Genomic DNA, 19,537 nt, shown 5'->3' on the forward strand with positions numbered 1-19,537 from the left:
TTCATAGCCAACTATAATTTCCCGCTTATGTAAGCGATATGCCACCCCAATTTTGAGGCTTAAATGTTAGAAAAATATACGATAAGGACAGCTTTTGGAGTTATTACTAATATTCGCAGTGATGAAGATGGAAGCTTATATATTACTAACGAAAACAATCGTGAAGTGAAAATGTCAGATAAAAATAAAAGATGGTTTAGGCAAATTCCTGAGGTTAAAGAAAAGTGTATCGGCTACAAAGGCAGAAAAGTAGACATTATTACTTCACAGACTACAAAAAACTGGAAACCGGCAGAATATTTCTGTGATGTAGTATTAATTATCGAGTAAAAGCATATAACAAGCCAATTAAGTGCGTGACTGCTAAAGCTTGACTCAGTTCCACTGTGCTACACAGTTTAGCTAATCATTTATCAGCCCTTTATTGGGCATTACTTTTCGACTAACCCATATACTCTCTCCCAACAAAAAGCCCTCAACGAAGAGGGCTTTTTGCAATACCTTTCCTGCTTAGCATTTAGAAAAAGTAGGCCATGTTTACTTGTACAAAGCTGTCTTTGCTAAAGGCATAGGTTGGGTCGGCAAGGTCATCGGCATCTATGTACCAAAGGTCTAGCTCGCCTTTCCAGTTTTCGCCAAAGCGGCGGCTGGCTTCTAGGGTGACGACGTTGGTGTTGTAGTCGAGGTCTATCGCGCCTCCTAATAAAAACTCGGTACTTTGCGCGTCGTTTAATACTAAGCGAGCGCCTAAGTAGAGGTCGTTTTGAAAGGTAGAGGTGGCTTCTTTGCCGTCACTATTCCAGTTGTATTCGGTAAGTAAACCTAAATCGGCGATGCTGTCGAATAAACCCACTAGGGTATATTCGTAACCACCTACAGCAGCGGTGTAACTGTTACTGCTGGTATTGCGATATAAGCCTTCAAATTTCCATAACCAATCGCCAATGGTGGCTTGTAGATCTACGCCAAGTTGGTCCATTTGCTCATAGTAGGGGGTAAGTTTTGTGCCGTCGGCGCTAGCAATTAGCAGTGGGTCGCGATTAGTGCCACGAAAGTAGGCGGTGCCTACGTCCCAGTCGCCAAAGGTTTGCGCCCAGCGCAGGGCTAGATCAACATGTTTGTCTTTAGCGCCCGATTCATATTGAGCATTATCTTGGTCTACCGGTAATGGCGGGCGAAAGCGGCCATCTACGCCGGCAAAGGTTCGTTCTCTAAAGCCAGGTAAAATGAATACATCCCAAATGCCGGAGTCTTGATAGGTATTAAAGTGCAGCATGGGTTGGCCAAGCTTTTCGTCGCCATCGGGCGATTCGATAAAGTCGGTTTGGTTTATCACATCCACCAAGTGTTGGGTTTCGGTTACGCCCCAAAACACTTTGGCTATGCCTATTTCGAGCTCGTATTCGTCGGCTAGGTGTAGCCATTTAAGCTCGCGAATGTCGGCGTGAGTGCGCTCAGAGTCCATGGAATCGGCCCGTGCAAAGGGCGTAAAGGTGATGCTGTCGATGCCATCGTTCCACTCCCAGTACAGCTCGGGCTCGGCACTTATCGAGCCTTGATGCTGCTGGTCTTGGCCCGGAAAAGCACCTTGCTCGAAAAAGCCGCGATATTGCCCCGCCACATTGCCGCGCAGCTCCATGGCGGCACTGCTTAAACTAAGCGCCGTTAGGCTACACGCTAGGGCTAGCTTCGTGTATTGTGCGTTCATTAGCGGGCTCGCTTAAGCTTGTTTTTGTTGAAGTCTGATTCTTTTACGCCGGTTTTAAACTGATAATTATTCCAGAACATTTCGGTTTTTTTATCGGTTTGGTGGTTCACCATCAACATTTTTGACGGACGCCAATGTTTGTCGGCATACACTTGGTAATCACTCATGGTGAGGGTTTTAAGTAGCTGCCCTTTACGGTCGTAAAACTCTACTTTGTGTACGCGGTAGGCTTCTTTGTCCATCCAGGTAATTTGCTTGGTATAACCTGAGTACTTATCTACCGGTACGTTTTGTACTACATAGCTGTCGAAGCCGGCAATGGTTTCGTCGCGCAAGTAGGTGTATGTGTATTTTTCAACTTCAAATGAGCTTAGATCTTCAAAGGCAAACTCGCTGCCCATGTAAGGGCCCGACTTGTTGCGTGAACCAATGCGTTTTACCCGTTTTAAGGCGGGTAGGTATAACCATTGCTCGTCTGGCTCTAGGGCGTGAGAAAAGCTTAAAAAGGCAGTGCCTTTTACGTCGGCTGGGTGGTCAAACACACTTAAGGCTTTATCGCCGTCGCCTTCTACTTCTAAAGACTGAATGCGAATAGAGCGGGTGCTTTTATCGCCTTGCGCGTTGTACAGCACCATTTCTGTGTCGGCTTTCGAATCAACCCAACCTAAATCAAAGGCTTTGCGCTCTTGAGCGATGCGTAAGCCTTTTTCTTCTGCGGTTTCTGCTAAAGCTTGTTGGCTAAACAACAGGCTAATACAGATAACTGCGGCACGATTAAGCCACATACTAAGCGGTTTTTTGTTGAAGTGCTGCTGCATTTTCTGCTCCCTTTGCACGGTCAAAACTAATCAAGAGTAATGGTAGTAGTAAGAAATCGATGATTAAGGCTACGGCAATAATAATAGAAGTAAGTAGCCCCATATTGGAGTTAATAGTAAAGGTTGAACCAATTAATACTGAGAAGCCAACCACCAATACCGCGGTGGTAATAGCCAGTGCTTTGCCTACGGTGACAAAGGCGTAGCGTACTGCGTCTTCGGCAGATTTACCTTGCTTGCGGGCATATTGGTACTTGGTAAGGAAGTGCACGGTGTCGTCGACCACAATGCCTAAGGTAACGCTAATAACAATCGACAAACCAAGGTTTATGTTGCCATCGATTAGTGCCCAAATACCAAAACCAATGCCTGCGGGGACTAAGTTGGGCAGCAAGCTAATAAAGGTGAGCCGCAGTGAACGTAGTGAAATACCAATTAACACCGAGATAAGCACCAGTGCCCAAAATGCACCTTTTAGGGCTTGCGGCATATTGCGCTCACCAATGTGGGCAAACATTAGGTTAGGGCTGGCGGCGATTACTCGATACTCGGGCGCATTTTGTTGCCACCAATCTAAGGAGCGTTGCTCTAGCGCTATCATGCCGATAGAGCCCATATTCTTGGTGGTAATGGTTAAGCGAGTGGCCGATTTATCTACGTTGATTTGGTTATTCAAATCTAAGCCGTAGGGCAAACTCATTTCGTACATTAATAAATACTGAGCAGAGAGTTCGCGCTCTTCGGGCACTAGGTAATAGCTTGGGTCGTCGCCATGCATGTTTTTGTTTAAACGGCGCATAATGTCGGAGATGCTATTTACGTTGTCGATCTCTGGTTGTTGGCGTAACCACGCGCTAAAGTCTGCCACTTTTTGCATGTAGTGGGGCTGGTTAATACCGCTGCTTTCGCCACTTCTTATTTCATAAGAAATGGTGGTAATCCCGGATATATTTTCCTCCATAAAGTCTGTGGATTGACGAAAGTCCACCTGCTTGCTGAAGTACTCCGTAGCTACGTCGTTTAGTTGGTTGCGCGGGATCATGGCTAAGAAGCCAATAATCATGACTACCGTAACTGGCATTAACCATTTGCGAGAATCAATCACAAAGTTTGCTAAGCGGTCGTAGTTTGAACGGCTGCTAATGCTCGGTGTTTGTTTAATGGGCAGAATGTTTAGCAGAGCAGGCAAAATGGTAAGTGCATACACATAGGCCAACATTACCCCAACTGCCACAATGGTACCTAAGGCTTGAAACGGTGGAGAATCTGAGAAGTTTAAGGTTAAGAAACCAATCGCAGTGGTGGCACTAGTAAGGAAGATAGCGCGGTTGTTTATTTTTAAACTAAAGGCGAGGGCTTCTTTTTTAGATTTACCTTGGCGCATCTCGTAGAGCATTGAGGCGATAACGTGCACACAATCGGCCACTGCTAAGGTCATTACCATGGTGGGCACATTTACCGTAACGGTATTGAGTGCAAAGCCCATCCAACCGGCCATGCCCATGGTGCTGGCAATAGTCACTACAATCACCACTAAGGTAGCTAGCATGCCTAATACCGAGCGCAGTAAAATGGCTAGCATCACTAAAATTAGCAAGAACATTAGCGGCACTAAAGTGGACATGTCTTTTTGGCTTTGTTCGATGAAGCTGTTGTTCATCATGATCATGCCAGAGAGCAAGATTTTATGTTCTGGGTAGGCTTGCTGATACTTGGCTTGTAGCTCACGTACAAACTGCGAGGTTTTAGGTACCTCGGCCTGCATATCGTCTTCAGAGATGGTGATGGTTGCAGCCACTACTGCTACGCGACCATCTAGGCTAATTAAACGGTTTTCTAGCAGTTGTTCACTTAAGCTAACTTGCTCAATTTTAGATACTTTTTCTGCATCTAACATATCTAGCTCTAGCAATAAGTCTTCTACCCAAAGGTCATCTTCTACGGCTTCGGTATGTTGAAAGTTGGTGATGGAGTCGACCCGAGTAGAGTTGGGAATAAGCCAAGAGTCGTCGGTAAGCTCTTTAATGAGAGTGAGAGATTGCGGGTTGAATACATCGCCTTCGTTGGGAGAGATAACAAAGGTGACCGAATCAGTTTTATTAAACACCTTTTGCATGCTTTCAAATTCTTGCAGCTGAGGGTTATCCTCACCAAAGAAAATGCGGTAATCGCCTACAAAGGTAAGAAAGCGTCCGCCAGAGCTCATTGCTACAACGGCTAACATTAATAACATGAGTGTTAGCCAAGGTCTGGCAATCACTTGATTAAAAAATTTCTTTTCCATAGCCCTGTCCTTTACCAATTGCACCATTCAATTGGTTTAGAGTGAATTATGACGATTTGTCTAAAATTGACGAATCGTCACTTCCTTTGCTTAAAAAACCGCAGTAATCGGCGGCTTATTTTGAATCTAAATGCGTGCGTTTATTATTCCACTTAACAACAGTAGAACAACTTGGCACTTTTACTCTTAGAACTTACAAATCTTTATTCGCTAATTGCTGGTTTGCGTAAAGCGCTTAATACAGCGTTTCGTTTTGCTCCAGCATGGCCAACTCTTTGGCATATAGCTCTTGGCCTATTCGCTGCCAAGTGGCTAAGTAATCTTGTTGATTAGACAAGGGTTTCCAATTTAACCCGTCACACAACAAATTTACGTTGTATAGCAATGCGTATTGGCTGTCGAAACCAGCAGAGCAAAACTTGCTGGATTTATTTACCACTGCGCTGCTTAGCGCATTGGTGCCAAAGGCCATCGACCAAGCGGCAAATGTAGCGGCATTGGCATCTACATTTTGGCTGGCTGGTATTTCACCTAAAGCAACAGCTTCTTCAATCAACTTAACCGCAATACCGACAATTTTGTTTTCGTGTTCACTTACGCTGGTACTGCGAATACTCGAGGTTTTCTCCATGATGTTAGGTGTTTTCATACTTAACACTACCATCGACAGAGTGGGGTAAAGACGATTAAACAAGCGATAGCCATAGGCCATTGCAATCATCTTCTCTCGAGTGCTACCAGCAAAATCATTAATCCGCTGGTATAGCTCTATTTGTAAACGCATAGAGCGGCAGCACAAGGCACACAGTACATCTTCTTTACAGGCAAAGTGGTTATACACAGTGCCTTTTGAATACTGCGAACGCTGGGTAATTTTATCCATCGTAAGACCAGCAAAGCCGGTTTCAGCCATCAGCTCCAATGCTATATCTAGCAGCAGCTCTTCGCGGTTGGCAATTTCTTGGGCTTTTCTGGTTTTGGTATTCATTTTTTCTCGTTATTGACACTTCGTCACAATGTGACGATTCGTCAAGTTATACGCCTTGATAATTAATTGTTCAAGTTTTATTTATGTTTGATGTTTTGCTTTTGGTGCTTAATTTAGTTTAAGCGCCTGGTTATTTAGCCAATCACGACTTGCAAAATTGCCACAAAAACCTGAACAGCTGATCAAAGTGTAAGTAAATACTGAGCTTAAGGGCAAGTTGCAACACTAAGTTAGTTGAGCAATAGCTAAAAATGTTGGGCTTTTAGGTGTAAACCTTACTTGTATATTGCTTATACAATCTAGATGAGTGAAAAGTTTTTGCGATGTGTCAATTTAATGTGGTTATTGTCTGTGATTATGGTGTTTCATCCTATAAGGTTACGCCTTCGCCAATTATATAGCTTCACGAAAGGACCATAAGAAGCATGAAACAACAATCAAACAACAGCATATTACGATTTATTACCCAGGGCAGTTTAGTACTGCAGATCCTTATCGGTATTATCGCCGGTAGTATTTTAGCCGTTTTAGCACCTAGTGCGGCTACGTCTATTGGCATGTTAGGTAGCCTTTTTGTTGGCGCTTTAAAAGCCGTAGCACCGGTATTGGTTTTTGTGTTGGTGGCGGCCTCGGTAGCTAGCCATAAACGTGGCCAAAATACTCAGCTTCGTCCGATTATCTATTTATATTTATTTGGTACTTTTGCCGCGTCGTTAACGGCGGTAGCCATGAGCTTTATGTTCCCTACCGAGTTAGTGCTAGTGAGCACCGAAACCTCGGCTAATCCTCCGCAAGGCATTGGCGAGGTATTACACACCTTACTGTTTAAAATTGTCGATAACCCAATTAGCGCCATTATGAATGGCAACTACATTGGCATTTTAGCGTGGGCAATTGGTTTAGGTATTGCCATGCATAGCGCATCGGACACCACCAAAACCTTGTTTAATGACGTAGCTGCGGGTGTATCAAGCATTGTGCGCTTTGTTATTCGTTTAGCGCCAATTGGTATTTTTGGCTTGGTGGCAAACACCATTGCGCAAACAGGCTTCTCGGTATTGCTAGGCTACAGCCAGCTATTGTTGGTATTAATTGGCTCTATGTTATTGATTGCCTTAGTGATGAACCCACTTCTAGTCTTCTACAAAATTCGTCGCAACCCATACCCATTAGTATTTAAGTGTTTACGTGAAAGTGGCGTAACTGCCTTCTTCACTCGTAGCTCTGCTGCGAACATTCCAGTAAACATGGATTTAGCTCAGCGCTTAAAGCTAGATGAAGATACTTACTCGGTGTCTATCCCACTTGGTGCCACTATTAACATGGCCGGTGCTGCGATAACCATTACCGTGTTATCGCTAGCGGCTGTGCATACCTTGGGTATTCAAGTCGATTTTGCTACTGCCTTGTTGCTGAGCGTAGTGGCAGCGGTGTCTGCTTGTGGTGCCTCTGGTGTTGCTGGTGGGTCGTTATTGCTTATTCCATTAGCGTGTAGCTTGTTTGGTGTATCTAACGATGTGGCCATGCAAGTGGTTGCAGTAGGCTTTATTATCGGCGTATTGCAAGACTCTGCCGAAACCGCGCTAAACAGCTCTACCGATGTATTGTTTACGGCTGCTTGTTGTAAGGCTGCTGAAGAAAAGTAGTTATGCAACAATGAGTATTTATAAGCAGCGCTTAGGCGCTGCTTTTTTATTGGTAATTACCTTAAAATTTGAAAATTATTTAAACAACATCAATATATTGCAGTTCTTTTCTAATAAGCCGCGTGTTGAGCTTTAACTTTAAAATAATTATTACTAGTATGGCTTTTTGATGTTGATGCAAGGGAAGTGCAGTGCTAGTTAGTCGACCATTCTTTTTATTCTTTCTGCTGTTTGCCAATCTCTTTTACTCCACCATTTCATTAGCTGCTAACGACGCCTTGTGGCGAGTAGGGGATAAACCTAAGTGGATTGTAGAAGCGGATTTAAGCAAGTTAAACCAAGCTGATCTTGGAGTAGAGTCTGTAGATTATTTGGTGTCGGATACTCAAGTAAGTTTGCTTAGCAAGCAGCCGCATTACTATCGTTATATCCGTTTTCAAGTGAATGACAGTGCTGGCGTTGAAGACAATTCAGATTTAACCATCACTTTTAATCCCGATTTTCAGCGGGTTGAGTTGCACCACATAAACATTATACGAGGCGATAAATCGTTTAACCGTTTGGTTGCTGATGATATTCGAGCAGTGGACATTGAACCCGAGCAACATAGCAAACTGTATTCAGGACAAAAGCAATTACAGCTTTGGTTAAAGGATGTAAGAGCGGGTGACATTGTAGATTACAGCTTTAGCGTAATTGGCGAAAACCCAGTATTTGATGGCCACTTTAGCCATACCTTTGGTTTAGGTTGGGGCGTTCCGGTGGGAATAACTCATGCCAGTATCGTGGCGCACAAAAGCAGAAAACTTAGCAATCAACTTGCCGATATAGACACCGAAGTAAGGGTAAACACCGAGGGGAACAAGGTTCGTTACTCGGTGCTTATCGAAAATTCGCCGGCCTATTATGAAGATGGCCAAGCTCCAAACTGGGATTCGGCTTACCCTACTTGGCAAATCACTAGCTTTGAAGATTGGTCGCAAGTATCTAGTTGGGCTGAGTCTTTATTTAAAACCTCGGCTAAGCATTCTGCTGCCTTCGACGACTGGCTTAGTGAACTTAAAGCTAAACCCACCAAATTAGCCATTGAAGAAGCGATACGCTTCTCCCAACAAGACATTCGTTATTTAGGGGTAGAGATTGGCGAGAATTCACATCGTCCTCATTCTCCATCTGAGGTGTTAGCGAACCGTTATGGAGATTGTAAAGACAAGTCTTTGTTGTTGGTAAGTGCATTAAACGAGTTGGGAGTAGATGCTTACCCAGTTTTGGTGTCTAGCTATAAACACAATACCTTGGCTGAGCATTTGCCGGGTTACAACGCCTTTAATCATGCGATTGTGTATTTGAATTATAAGGGGCAAGACTATTGGGTTGACCCAACTAACGCATATCAGTCAAACCTGTTAGAAACTATAGTGCCAGCGGCTTTTGGACAAGCTTTGGTTATTTCGCCAGACAATCAAGGTTTAAGCAGTATTCCTGATTTTGTCGCTGAAGATAACCTTGTTGAAGTTACCCAGGAGTTTATTGCTTCTGATTTTCGCTCGCCGGTGCAACTCACGGTTGTTAATACCTTTACCGGCGCAGAAGCTGACAGAATGCGTTATGAAATTGCAGGCCAGAGCGCTAAACGCATGACAAAATCGTATTTGTCTTATTACCAGCGTTTTTATCCTTCGATTAGCCTAAAACAAGATTTGCAAATTAGTGATGACAAAATTAGCAATCGTATTGAAATTAAAGAGCACTATTTGGTGAATGAGTTTTGGCATGAAGTTGAAGGCGACGCTGAGTTTGTGTTGGTTTCTGATGCGGTTGAGCATTACTTAAAAGTGCCGCAGAAAATTCAACGTAAACAGCCTTACTCCTTGGGGCGTCCGATAAACATCCAGCAACAAGCAAAACTATATTTGCCCTACGACATCGATTTTAGTTGGGCTAATGAAGAACAAACGCTAGAAGACGAACACTTTAAATTGTATACGCGTTTTGACTACCGCAACAAAGTGATCACCTATCAACAGCAATATCAGAATAAGCAAATGGCCGTTGCCGCCAGTGAGGTAAAGCAATATGCCAAGTTAATGAGGAAAGCCAGAAAGGCCTTAGAAATTAATTACAGCGTGACCAGAGTGACCGAAGACCAAGCCTACGATTCGATGAACGAACTAGTGAGCTTCTTGCTTGAAAAGCAAACCAATAACCAGCAGGAGGCATTGTAATGAAAGCTTTTTATATTTTAGCCTTAAGCCTAATGCTGAGTGCTTGTGCAAGTAACGATACCGGCCGTTCAGTTCCCTCTGTATCTGAAACGAATAACCCGGTGGTTAAAAACCAAGAGCCGGCAGAGCTATACAGTGATAGATATTTTGTTAACTATGCTAATGCGCTTAATCAACACACCGAAAATGCGCTTAGAAGTAAAATTGTTGAAGCTAAAATGGTTGAAAAACTGGAAACTGATTTAGCGTTTACCTTCAATGCCAATCAGCGAGCAAACGTTACTCAACTTCTGTCTAGCTTAACGGATACCTCTATTGCAGCCATTTTGGCCCAGCCTGGCGGTAGCTGGAAATATGTAGACAGTGATGTTCATGCTAAGCAGCAAGCAACTAGCTATTACCGTTTTACCCTAGATGGCACCTTTGCCTACTACGAAATAAGCTGGTTAGATGGCCACATCGTTGATATTTTCAATTTGTTTACGGGGGTTGGGATCTCAGACAGCTTCGACCTGGTTATCGATATGGAGCAATATCGTAAAACCCACCCCAATAGCGGTATTCAGCGAATGGGTGATTTCTTTGAGGCGGTTCGACAAGCTAACTATACCGAGATGCTGTTTGCCTACAACGAGATTCCTAAGCCGTTTCAGCAAAAGCCTTTAGTACTGGCAGGCTTAATGAAAGCTTATATCAACCAACCCAGCTTGGTGATGCCACGATCTTTTGTTGTGTATATGGAGAAGCACCAGCCGGTTCATCCGCGTTTCTACGCTTATTACTACGACAACCAGCAATTTTACCTAGCGATTGAAAGCTTAAAGGGCTTCCCAGAAACCGTTGTTAAAGACGTAAGAGTGCAAGTAGAGATTGGTAATGCCTTGTACGAAAGTGGCCAAACCGAGAAAGCCGAAGACTACCTAGTGAATGCCTTATTGAAGGCACCTTCAGAGCCATTTGGCTATATTTGGTTGCTGGGCCTGTCTATTGATACCAAACAGTATCAGCAAACAGAACTTATTCTAAAAGTGCTCTACGACAGGTTTGATACGCGCTATAGCAAAACAGATTTGCTGACCTTTGATAGGGGTGAGGAATACTTAAAATCAGCGAGCTATCAACGCTACAAGCAATATCTTAACTAACCTGAGCTCAGGTTAACTAATCTAATGAGAACAAAAAAGGCGCTAAATTAGCGCCTTTTTTATTACTTAGCTGCCGCCTTTTGTTTGGCTTGTTCATACTCGGCTTTGGCTTTGCTACGCTCCCACAAAGGTCTTAAGAGTGGGCTAAATAACACCAGTGCTGCAATGCTAATAAAGGTGAGAGTTAATGGGCGTTCCCATAAAAAGCTTAGCTCGCCATCGCCAATTAATAGTGCTCGCCGCAGGTTGTCTTCGAGCATTCCACCAAGAATAAAACCTAACAACATCGGCGCCATAGGGAAGTTGAGTAAACGTAAGCCCAAGGCTGCCATACATATCGCCACCATGATCATGATGTCCATGCTATTAAACGATACCAGATACACCCCAGTAATCGAGAACAGCAAAATCATCGGCACCAAATAAGGGCGAGGAATGCTTAATAACTTGGCGAGGTAGGGGATTAGCGGCAAGTTTAAAATTAGCAAAATCACATTACCAAAATACATAGAGATGATGATCGACCAAAATAGGTCGGGGTGCTCGATGTACATTCTTGGCCCCGGCTGAATACCGTAGGCTATTAAGGCTCCGAGCAATACCGCGGTAGTGCCCGAGCCTGGAATACCTAAGGTAAGCAAGGGAACAAAAGAGCCGGTCGATGCTGCATTGTTGGCCGATTCGGGCGCAGCCAAGCCCTTTAATGAGCCTTCACCAAATTCTTTTTTTGCGTCGCCTTTGGCCAGATTTCGCTCTACGCCGTATGCCAGAAAAGAGGCGATGGTCGCGCCAGCACCGGGAAGCACGCCAACAAAAAAACCTAGAAATGACGAGCGAAGAGTTGGCGCTGCCACGGTTTTAACTTCTTGTTTGGTGAGCTTAAGGCTACCCAGCTCCGACATCATTTTTTGTTCGGTAGCGCTGTTATTGGGGTTCTCGGGTTTTAGTACCGACATTAAGGTTTCGGCTAGGGCAAAGGTTGCCATGGCTAACAGTAAGAAGCTAAAGCCGTCGATTAAATCCAGTTGGCCAAAGGTAAAACGCTCTACACCTTCACTTCTGTCGGTGCCTACGGTGGCTAACATTAAGCCCACAATGGTCATCATTACCGCTTTTAATACTTGGCCTTTGCCTGAGAATGCAGCCACGGCAGAAAGGCCAAGCACCATTAAGGCGAAGTAGTCGGCGCTTTGAAAACTCAAAGAGACAGAGGCTAAAGCAGGCGCGGCAATTAACAGCATAATTGCGCCCAAAGTACCGCCAGTAAACGAGGCATAAGCAGCAACGGCTAAAGCTTTACCCGCTTGGCCTTTTTTAGCTAAGGGGTTGCCATCAAAAGCGGTCACTACAGTAGCACTACAACCTGGTGCATTAATTAATATCGACGAGGATGATGCGCCAAATATAGCGCCGTAATAAACACCCGCCATTAAAATTAAACCTGATGAAGGCTCTAAACTATAAGTAAGTGGGATCATCAAAGCGATAGCAGTAATTGGCCCAAGGCCGGGTAACATGCCAATGAAGGTACCCACTAAGCAGCCTACTATTACCATCATTAAGTTCATTGGCATAACGGCGGTGCTAAGCCCAGCTAAAATTCCATCTAACATCATCGTGTCCTTATTTTGCTAGCCATTAAACCAGTGCCACAGTTGCCCAGGTTCTAAATAAATATCTAATACTTGGGTTAATAGCGCCCAAAAAGCCACGGTGAACAATATGGCTACTACCAGTGCCTTTTTATGGTGGGTTTCACCCATGATGCGAAAGCTCACAACCAGGAAAATAATGGTGGCCAATACAAACCCCATCCAATTGACGAGTAGGCCATAGGCGAACATAGCAACGAGCAATTTGGCGGCGGGGCGCCATACCAAATGTTTTACGCTGGTTCTAAAATCACTACCGCCGGTGAGCATCAAAATGATTGAGCAAGCAATACCGCACAGCGCTAAAAACTGCGGCAGAGTGCGCGGGGTGAACGGTTCATATTCCGCGCCGGGAAATAGCGGAATGTCGTAGCTAAAATAGCCGTAGAACAAAGAGAGCAGCAAAAAAATTAGGCCGCCAATTCGTTGATTGCTAATTTGCATTGTTAGCTCCAAATGTAAAAAAAGTCCGGTGCCTAGGCACCGGTGCTTAACTGAGTACTACCGATAAGCAAATAAAGCAGCAAGGGAGTTGCTGGCTAATAGGATTACTTTAGAAAACCTAGCTCTTTCATTAGGCTGCCTACTGTTTTCTCTTGTTGTTCTAAAAAGCCGAAGAACTGGCCATAAGGCACAAAGTTGTTTACCCAGCCATTACGTGAACGCACGGTTTCCCATTCTGGGGTGGTGTACATTTCTTTAAGCATGTCTGAGAACTTCTCAGCTTGCGCTTTGCTGGTGCCCGGTGCCGCAAAAAAGCCACGCCAGTTAGCAAACACTGTGTCGTTGCCCATTTCTTTTAAGGTTGGTACTTCGGGAGCGTCTTTAACTCGTTTTTCTGCGGTAATGGCTAAGATACGAATTTGGTCGTTCTTCGCCATTTCTAGCGCTTCGCCCAAGCCGGTTGAAAGCAGTGCGGTTTCGCCAGAAAGCAAACCTGCCATGGCTTTACCGCCGGCATCGTAAGCTACGTAGCGTAATCTTAGTGGGTCTAAGCCTTCGTTTTTAATGGCTGCGGCTGCTACCAAGTGATCTAAGCTGCCGCGTGCACTACCGCCAGCAACTTTTACTTTATTGGGGTTGTCTTTGAAGTCGGCAATTACTTGGTCCCAATGAGTATATTTGGAATCGGCTCTAACAATTAGCGCGCCGTAGTCAGCGATTGTGGCAGCAATGGGAGTAAGATCGCGGAAAGACTGCGGGAATACGCCGGTTAATGAGCGAACCACAATCGGCGTTGAGTTCACCATTAAGGTATGTTCTTGGGTTTTAGCGGTTTCAATTAAGTGAGCAATGGCTTTACCGCCGCCTCCGCCACTCATGTTTTGGTAAGACACCTTATCGATAATACCTGACTTCATTAAGGCTTCACCGGTGCCACGGGCGGTTCCATCCCAGCCTCCTCCTGCGCCTCCGGGAATTAAAAAGTGCACTTCTTCTGCGTGAACTGTGCCGCTTAGGCCTGCGGCCAATACTGCGGCCCCTATTAATGTTTTGACCAATTTAATCTTGGCTAACATGTTTGCTCTCCTTGTTGCATAGGGCTTTCAGCGTGGCTGAAAGTGGTTGCTGCCATGCTTAAATACCGCTAGCTGGCGAATAAAGTTAAATTAATGTTAATGGAAGCCTGAGATTTTGAAATGTAAGCCAAGTAATGGCTTTAAAGTCCATATTGGTAATTAAGTGCATATTGTTCACGGGAGCTGCTCGCTAAGCTCGTGCTAAGCTAAATTGAAACAAACAGGGAAAAGTTTAGATGTATCAACAAGCTCGCTTACCAAGCTACCGTGCTCGCCTATTGCTAATAATGCTGATTTACAGCCTTATTCAATTAAGCATTGTGGTAGTGACCAGCTATTGGTACGTAAGTGACTCTGAATACCAAGACAAAGGGGAGCGGGCCTTAGATGTAGCGCGAGTAGTGGCTAAGCTGCCCGATGTTGTGAGTGCGGTAGAGCGCCGAGATAGCGCAAACTTACAGCCTTTAGCAGAAGAATTACGCCGCACCATGGGCGCAAGTTTTATTGTGGTAGGGGATGTTGATGGGATCCGCTTGGCTCACCCCAAAAGCGAACGTATTGGCAAACCGATGGTGGGAGGCGATAACTATGCGGCTCTGATACTAGGGCAAGAGTATGTGTCACAAGCCAAGGGATCTTTGGGGGTATCTGTGCGTGGTAAAGTGCCAGTTAAAGATCAACAGGGGCAGATCATTGGTATTGTCTCGGTTGGATATTTGCTAGAGAAAATTGACGTACAACTGCAACCCTATTTGCACTTTATGGTGCTGTTGGTGATGGCGGTGTTGTCTCTCAATATGCTGATTGGTTGGTGGCTGGCTCAACGGATTAAGGACACATTGTTGGGTTTTGAACCAGAACAGATGACTCGCTTATATGCTGAACTGCAAGCCACGCTTAATACCATTCGTGAAGGGGTGATAGCGATTAACCGAGAAGGCATTATTACTAATGTGAATGCTAATGCGATTCGCTTATTAGGCAAAGACCTGCAAGGAAAATCGATTAATCCGGTTGGTTTACCGCTGCGAGATTGGCTACCCGATAGTGATATGGCTGAACTACTCGATCAGCCGCAAGCGCAAAGTGATGTGGAGTTATTGCTTAACGGGCATTTAGTGATTGCTAACCGAGTGCCGATGAAAGACCAGCAACAGAACTTTATTGGCATGGTTTCTAGCTTTAGGAGGAAAGATGAGATCACCTTGCTTACTAAGCAGTTATCGCAAATTAAGGCGCATTCAGAAGCCTTGCGGGTACAAAACCATGAGCACTCTAATCAGCTAAATACCATTGCTGGTTTAATTCAATTAGGCGAAAGTGATAAAGCCTTATCTTTTATTGGCCAAGCTAATGATCAATTCCAAGAACTGATTCGCTTTTTGATTGAAGCAGTAGAAGACTCGGTAATAGCAGGCTGTATTTTGGGTAAGTTTCACCGGGCGAGGGAGCTTGGTTTAACCTTAAATATTGACCCCGACAGCAGCTTGAGCGACTTACCAGCGCACTGTGGCTCGGAGCAAATCGTTACCATAGTGGCTAACCTGTTAGATAACGCATTTGAGGCAACTCGCGCTAGCAATGGCCGCGAGTCGATTAATCTCTCAATGACCGATTTGGGCAACGACATAATTATTGAAGTGGAAGATTTTGCTGGTGGTATTCAAGATAACTTACAAGCCAATATCTACGAGCAGGGAGTGACCACCAAAACCCAAGGCGACCACGGCATTGGCCTGTACTTAGTAAAAGAAACCGTGCAAATTTTGCGTGGAAACGTTGAATTTAGTAGTGACAATTTGGGCACCCGTTTTACGGTGTATATTCCCAAGCAGTTAAAGCAGGAGTAGCCATTTGATTCAGGTATTAATTGTTGAAGATGATGCGGGGATTGCCGAGATCCATCGCCAGTACTTACAGCGTGTGAGTGATTTTGAAGTATCTGGCATTGCCTTGAGCATTGCCGATGCGATGATCCACATTAAGGCTAAACCTCCACAACTTTTGCTGTTAGATGTGTACCTACCCGACGGCACCGGCCTAGAGTTACTAAAACACATTCGCAGCCAAGATCTTGCCATTGATGTTATGTTGCTCACCGCCGCTAAAGAAGCCTCTACCTTGCAAGAAGCGCTGCGTAATGGGGTATTTGACTACATTCTAAAACCGGTGGTATTTCCGCGTTTACAAGAATCCTTGAACAACTATAAGAACTACTTACGCAGACTTGATCAAAACAGCTCTTTTGAGCAGCAAGATGTAGATAAGTTAATGCCAATGAGTGAAGGCGCGGTAGCCGAAAGCAAAAAGCGCTTACCCAAAGGCGTGGACGCGGTAACGCTAGATAAAGTGCGCGCACTGTTTAGTGAACATGCTTCACTAACGGCTGAGTTAGCTGGCAAACAAATTGGCAGTAGCCGCACTACAGCAAGGCGTTACTTGGAGTATTTAGTCAGTTGTAATGAGCTCACGCCAGAGGTGGCTTATGGTGCAGTAGGGCGGCCAGAGCGGGTCTATCATCGGGTTAACTAAGGATCAAACATTTGAGTTTAAAATCAAAAAGGCTCGCTATTGCGAGCCTTTTAGTTACAGAGCATTGCTTATTGGTTGCAAAGACTTGCTTAGTTTACAGCGTTGTCTGCTTGGCTAGTCATGCTTGAACCAAAAGAAATACCTTGGTCATTCACGGCCATATTCATTTGCGCTTTAATTCGGTAGTCTTTTAAGTCCATCAATTCCTGTGGCACTTCTTCTCCACTTAATTCAATACCACTAATAATCGGCTCGAACATTTGCTGGTAGTCGATGAACATGCTTAAAAGCCCGTTGTTCGCCACTGGCTCTGACGCTAGTTGCTGACTCACTTCTGCAGCACGGTGGCCGTTAAACAACACTAGGTGGTTACCTTTAAGTGCTAGCTGGGGCTGTATGTTGGTGGTAGGTGGTAGCGGCAGTAAATGGCTAACATCAATCGGTGTGCCATCGGCTGGCAAGCTTATACTGGCTAGCTCTGGTGAGAACTGTTTGGCAATGTCGAACAAGGCACCTGGGTTATCGGCAGAGACACTGATAATGGCATCTAAGCTTTCTAGCTCTTCTGGGCGGCTAATGTCAGCCAGTTTGTAATCAAATACTGCCATGCCAATGCCTTTAAGGCCGTTAGCCATGCCGGTCATCATGCCAACCATGCCTGGGTTTTGTTGCTGCATAGCCATTTGCACGTTTTGTAGCGGCTCACACTGGTAATCAGGGGTAAGCATTTCTTCCCAAACTGATAGCAATGAAGGCACCAGTTGGTTTACATCAATGCCATAAGCCATGCTAAATACCGCATTTTCGGTGTTAGAAGCATAAGAAGGAATAAAGCCACTCATCGCTTGGTAGGCGCTAAGTAATACGCTGTTGTTGCTCTCTACCACCATGCGCACGCCAAAGCTGCTTTCTTTGTCGTTAATGCTTAAGCTATCAAAACCCATTACCGTTTTTGGCCAGTTAGCGGTAATGCTGGCAAACTCTTGCTCACAAACTGGAGTCCGTAAGCTTGTAAGCTCGTTGCTATTATCCATTTGGGCTAACTTAGTAAGGTGTTTTGCCAGTAGGTTTCCATCTTTTGTGGTTATTGCTTTAGCAATCTCTTGGTGGTTAATAAAGCCAATGCCTTCTTCCATGAAGCCATGCTTGGTTAGGCTGTCTTGGATTAATGTGGTGGCGTTGATTGGCTGTTCTGCTGGTTTAAGACCTAATGCCGTTTCTAACAAGCTGTTTTCATTAAGCGAGGTATTTAAAGTAATGGTAAGTAGGCCATTGTTTACGGCTACGATTAAATCTGCGGTTTCTGAGTCACTGTCATCGCTCAAACGATAAGCGCGATACTCAACGCCGCTAAGCGTTTGTTTAGTATGGCTAAAACCACTTTGCTGTTCGGCTTTATCTAACCAAGCCCAAATAGCATCGGCTTTGCTTACTTCTACTTTCATCACCGGAATGATGCCTAAGGTATAAAAGTAGCTGTGAATATCGTTGGCTAAACCAAAGGTATCTACAAAGGTTTGCCCGTCTTTTAGTGCTTCGTTGTAGCTTTCGAATAAGGCAATGAAAAACTTACCGCGTGGGTCACTTACATCTGTTTCGGCAAAGGCGTCACTTGGTAAATTGTTGTATGAACCTGCCATTGAATCAACATAGGCTTTGATTGGGAACGGTTTTAGTTGAGCAGAAAATACCGCAGTATCGGCAGGAATATACGCGAGTGCACCCGCTTCGCTATTAAGGTTTGTAGCCTGCTGAGAATACCAGTAGCCACCCGCTCCGGCCCCAATGGCTAACAAACCGCCTGCGATAAGAACATTCTTCATCTAAAACTCCGTGTATATTTGATTAACTACCTTCAGATGAAACGCTTTTAGCTTCAACTTTACAGGTTCAAAGGGGCTATTAAATCATTGATAAAAATGCACTTCAATTAATAAGTGACTAAACAATTAATTAGCGGTTTTGTATTAAGCCTAGGGTTAAGTTGTAAGGTGTTTTGTAGGGCACTTTAAAGGCGATATAACGCTCAACAATGAACTTAAATTTGGCTGCCAATTATCCGGTTAAGGCATCGCCTAAGTGTTTTATTAGGGGGGAGAGTAATAATCTTTCCTAGTTTTCCCAATAAGGGGGAGCACCATAGTATTCTGCGAAGTAATCAAGAAAGGCTCTCACTTTAGGTGCCAAAAGCCGAGAGCTGGGATACACCGCCCAAATGGCGGCCGCATCATTAAGGCTATAATCTTGTAGCACTTCGACCAAGCTGCCATTTTCTAGCTGCTTGTAGACTAACCACTCTGCACACATGGCAACCCCCAAACCTTGCAAGGCTGCGTCGCGTACTGCTTCTCCGTGGTCGACTCGAACTCTGCTTTTTAGCTTTATGTTTTGCAGGCCATTAGAGGTATTGAAGCTCCAAGTATCAAAACCCATCTGCTTAATACAGCTATGATGCTTTAAATCTTCGAGGGATGTTGGGTTTCCGTAAGCCGCTAGGTAATCCGGTGAGGCGCAGATAATCCGTTTATCGGTAGCTAGCTTTTTGGCAATAAGGGTTGAATCTTTCAGATCTGCATCTCGGATGGCGACATCAAAGCCACCTTCAATCATATCTATCATGGAGTCGGTCAAACGAATATCTACAGATAGCTCTGAATGCTTATCTAAAAAGCCTTTTAGAGCAGGTATAACATGCATTCGGCCAAAGGAGGCGGGAGCGGTAATTCTTATTGTACCCGTTGCTTGGGCTTTGCCTGTTCCCACTGTTGAGCGGGCCGCATCAACACTGGCCAGTATCTCATCGGCATAGGGCAAAAGTGCTTCGCCTTCCTCGGTGAGTGAAACCTTACGGGTGGTGCGATGAATAAGTCGAGCGCCAATGCTTTCTTCAAGTTTATTGATATGCATGCTGGCTACTGGTGCAGACAAGCCAAGTTCTTTTCCCGCAAGGCTAATATTATGGGTGGCTGCGACTCTTACAAACAAGCGGAGGTGCTCAATATTCATCGTGTTATTTAGA

At 44.7% G+C, this 19,537-nt stretch carries 15 protein-coding genes; 6 read left to right on the forward strand and 9 right to left on the reverse strand.

Annotated elements, in window-relative coordinates; translation table 11 throughout:
* The first annotated feature begins 63 nt into the window (after positions 1-63).
* Positions 64-330 (forward strand): hypothetical protein, encoded by a 267-nt coding sequence (locus ACYFDN_RS08170; RefSeq protein ID WP_483510709.1) that lies wholly within the window; start codon positions 64-66, stop codon positions 328-330.
* A 187-nt stretch (positions 331-517) separates the two neighbouring features.
* On the opposite strand, the gene ACYFDN_RS08175 is transcribed toward ACYFDN_RS08170, so the two are convergent.
* The 4 genes from ACYFDN_RS08175 to ACYFDN_RS08190 all read right to left on the reverse strand — a co-directional run bounded on the left by ACYFDN_RS08175 (position 518) and on the right by ACYFDN_RS08190 (position 5,798).
* Entirely contained in the window at positions 518-1,708 is a 1,191-nt protein-coding gene (locus tag ACYFDN_RS08175) for a hypothetical protein (RefSeq protein ID WP_483510710.1), read from the reverse strand.
* Positions 1,708-2,526: an outer membrane lipoprotein-sorting protein gene (locus ACYFDN_RS08180; RefSeq protein WP_016400901.1), complete on the reverse strand. Its 819-nt coding sequence runs from the start codon at positions 2,524-2,526 to the stop codon at positions 1,708-1,710. Before ACYFDN_RS08180 ends, ACYFDN_RS08175 begins: the two co-directional genes overlap by 1 nt.
* Positions 2,495-4,810, reverse strand: coding sequence for an efflux RND transporter permease subunit (locus ACYFDN_RS08185; protein WP_137672049.1), 2,316 nt, complete (start codon positions 4,808-4,810; stop codon positions 2,495-2,497). Before ACYFDN_RS08185 ends, ACYFDN_RS08180 begins: the two co-directional genes overlap by 32 nt.
* A gap of 235 nt (positions 4,811-5,045) precedes the next feature.
* Positions 5,046-5,798, reverse strand: coding sequence for a TetR/AcrR family transcriptional regulator (locus tag ACYFDN_RS08190; protein WP_016400903.1), 753 nt, complete (start codon positions 5,796-5,798; stop codon positions 5,046-5,048).
* A gap of 425 nt (positions 5,799-6,223) precedes the next feature.
* Here ACYFDN_RS08190 and sstT point away from each other — a divergent pair, with 425 nt between their 5' ends.
* The 3 genes from sstT to ACYFDN_RS08205 all read left to right on the forward strand — a co-directional run bounded on the left by sstT (position 6,224) and on the right by ACYFDN_RS08205 (position 10,814).
* A complete protein-coding gene (gene sstT / locus ACYFDN_RS08195; RefSeq protein ID WP_338622003.1) occupies positions 6,224-7,444 on the forward strand; it encodes a serine/threonine transporter SstT in 1,221 nt (406 codons plus the stop codon).
* Between the two features lie 191 nt (positions 7,445-7,635).
* Positions 7,636-9,669, forward strand: coding sequence for a DUF3857 domain-containing transglutaminase family protein (locus ACYFDN_RS08200; protein WP_483510711.1), 2,034 nt, complete (start codon positions 7,636-7,638; stop codon positions 9,667-9,669).
* A complete protein-coding gene (locus ACYFDN_RS08205) occupies positions 9,669-10,814 on the forward strand; it encodes a hypothetical protein (protein ID WP_483510712.1) in 1,146 nt (381 codons plus the stop codon). Before ACYFDN_RS08200 ends, ACYFDN_RS08205 begins: the two co-directional genes overlap by 1 nt.
* A gap of 62 nt (positions 10,815-10,876) precedes the next feature.
* On the opposite strand, the gene ACYFDN_RS08210 is transcribed toward ACYFDN_RS08205, so the two are convergent.
* From ACYFDN_RS08210 to ACYFDN_RS08220, 3 genes are all read right to left on the reverse strand, one after another.
* On the reverse strand, positions 10,877-12,427 hold the full coding sequence (locus tag ACYFDN_RS08210) for a tripartite tricarboxylate transporter permease (RefSeq protein WP_016400908.1): 1,551 nt from the start codon (positions 12,425-12,427) through the stop codon (positions 10,877-10,879).
* 18 nt (positions 12,428-12,445) lie between these two features.
* Positions 12,446-12,910 (reverse strand): tripartite tricarboxylate transporter TctB family protein, encoded by a 465-nt coding sequence (locus tag ACYFDN_RS08215; RefSeq protein ID WP_152779958.1) that lies wholly within the window; start codon positions 12,908-12,910, stop codon positions 12,446-12,448.
* A 104-nt stretch (positions 12,911-13,014) separates the two neighbouring features.
* Positions 13,015-13,986 (reverse strand): tripartite tricarboxylate transporter substrate binding protein, encoded by a 972-nt coding sequence (locus ACYFDN_RS08220; RefSeq protein WP_221076313.1) that lies wholly within the window; start codon positions 13,984-13,986, stop codon positions 13,015-13,017.
* Positions 13,987-14,222: 236 nt separating this feature from the next.
* Between ACYFDN_RS08220 and ACYFDN_RS08225 the strand changes: the two genes are divergently transcribed.
* Entirely contained in the window at positions 14,223-15,836 is a 1,614-nt protein-coding gene (locus ACYFDN_RS08225; RefSeq protein ID WP_483510713.1) for an ATP-binding protein, read from the forward strand.
* 4 nt (positions 15,837-15,840) lie between these two features.
* Complete coding sequence (locus ACYFDN_RS08230) at positions 15,841-16,518, forward strand: response regulator (RefSeq protein ID WP_152779954.1); 678 nt, start codon at positions 15,841-15,843, stop codon at positions 16,516-16,518.
* Positions 16,519-16,607: 89 nt separating this feature from the next.
* Here ACYFDN_RS08230 and ACYFDN_RS08235 read toward each other — a convergent pair whose 3' ends face one another.
* A complete protein-coding gene (locus ACYFDN_RS08235) occupies positions 16,608-18,341 on the reverse strand; it encodes a hypothetical protein (protein WP_483510714.1) in 1,734 nt (577 codons plus the stop codon).
* A gap of 289 nt (positions 18,342-18,630) precedes the next feature.
* Entirely contained in the window at positions 18,631-19,524 is an 894-nt protein-coding gene (locus ACYFDN_RS08240; RefSeq protein ID WP_483510715.1) for a LysR family transcriptional regulator, read from the reverse strand.
* Positions 19,525-19,537: the final 13 nt, after the last annotated feature.

It is taken from the genome of Agarivorans sp. D1326 (assembly GCF_056958115.1).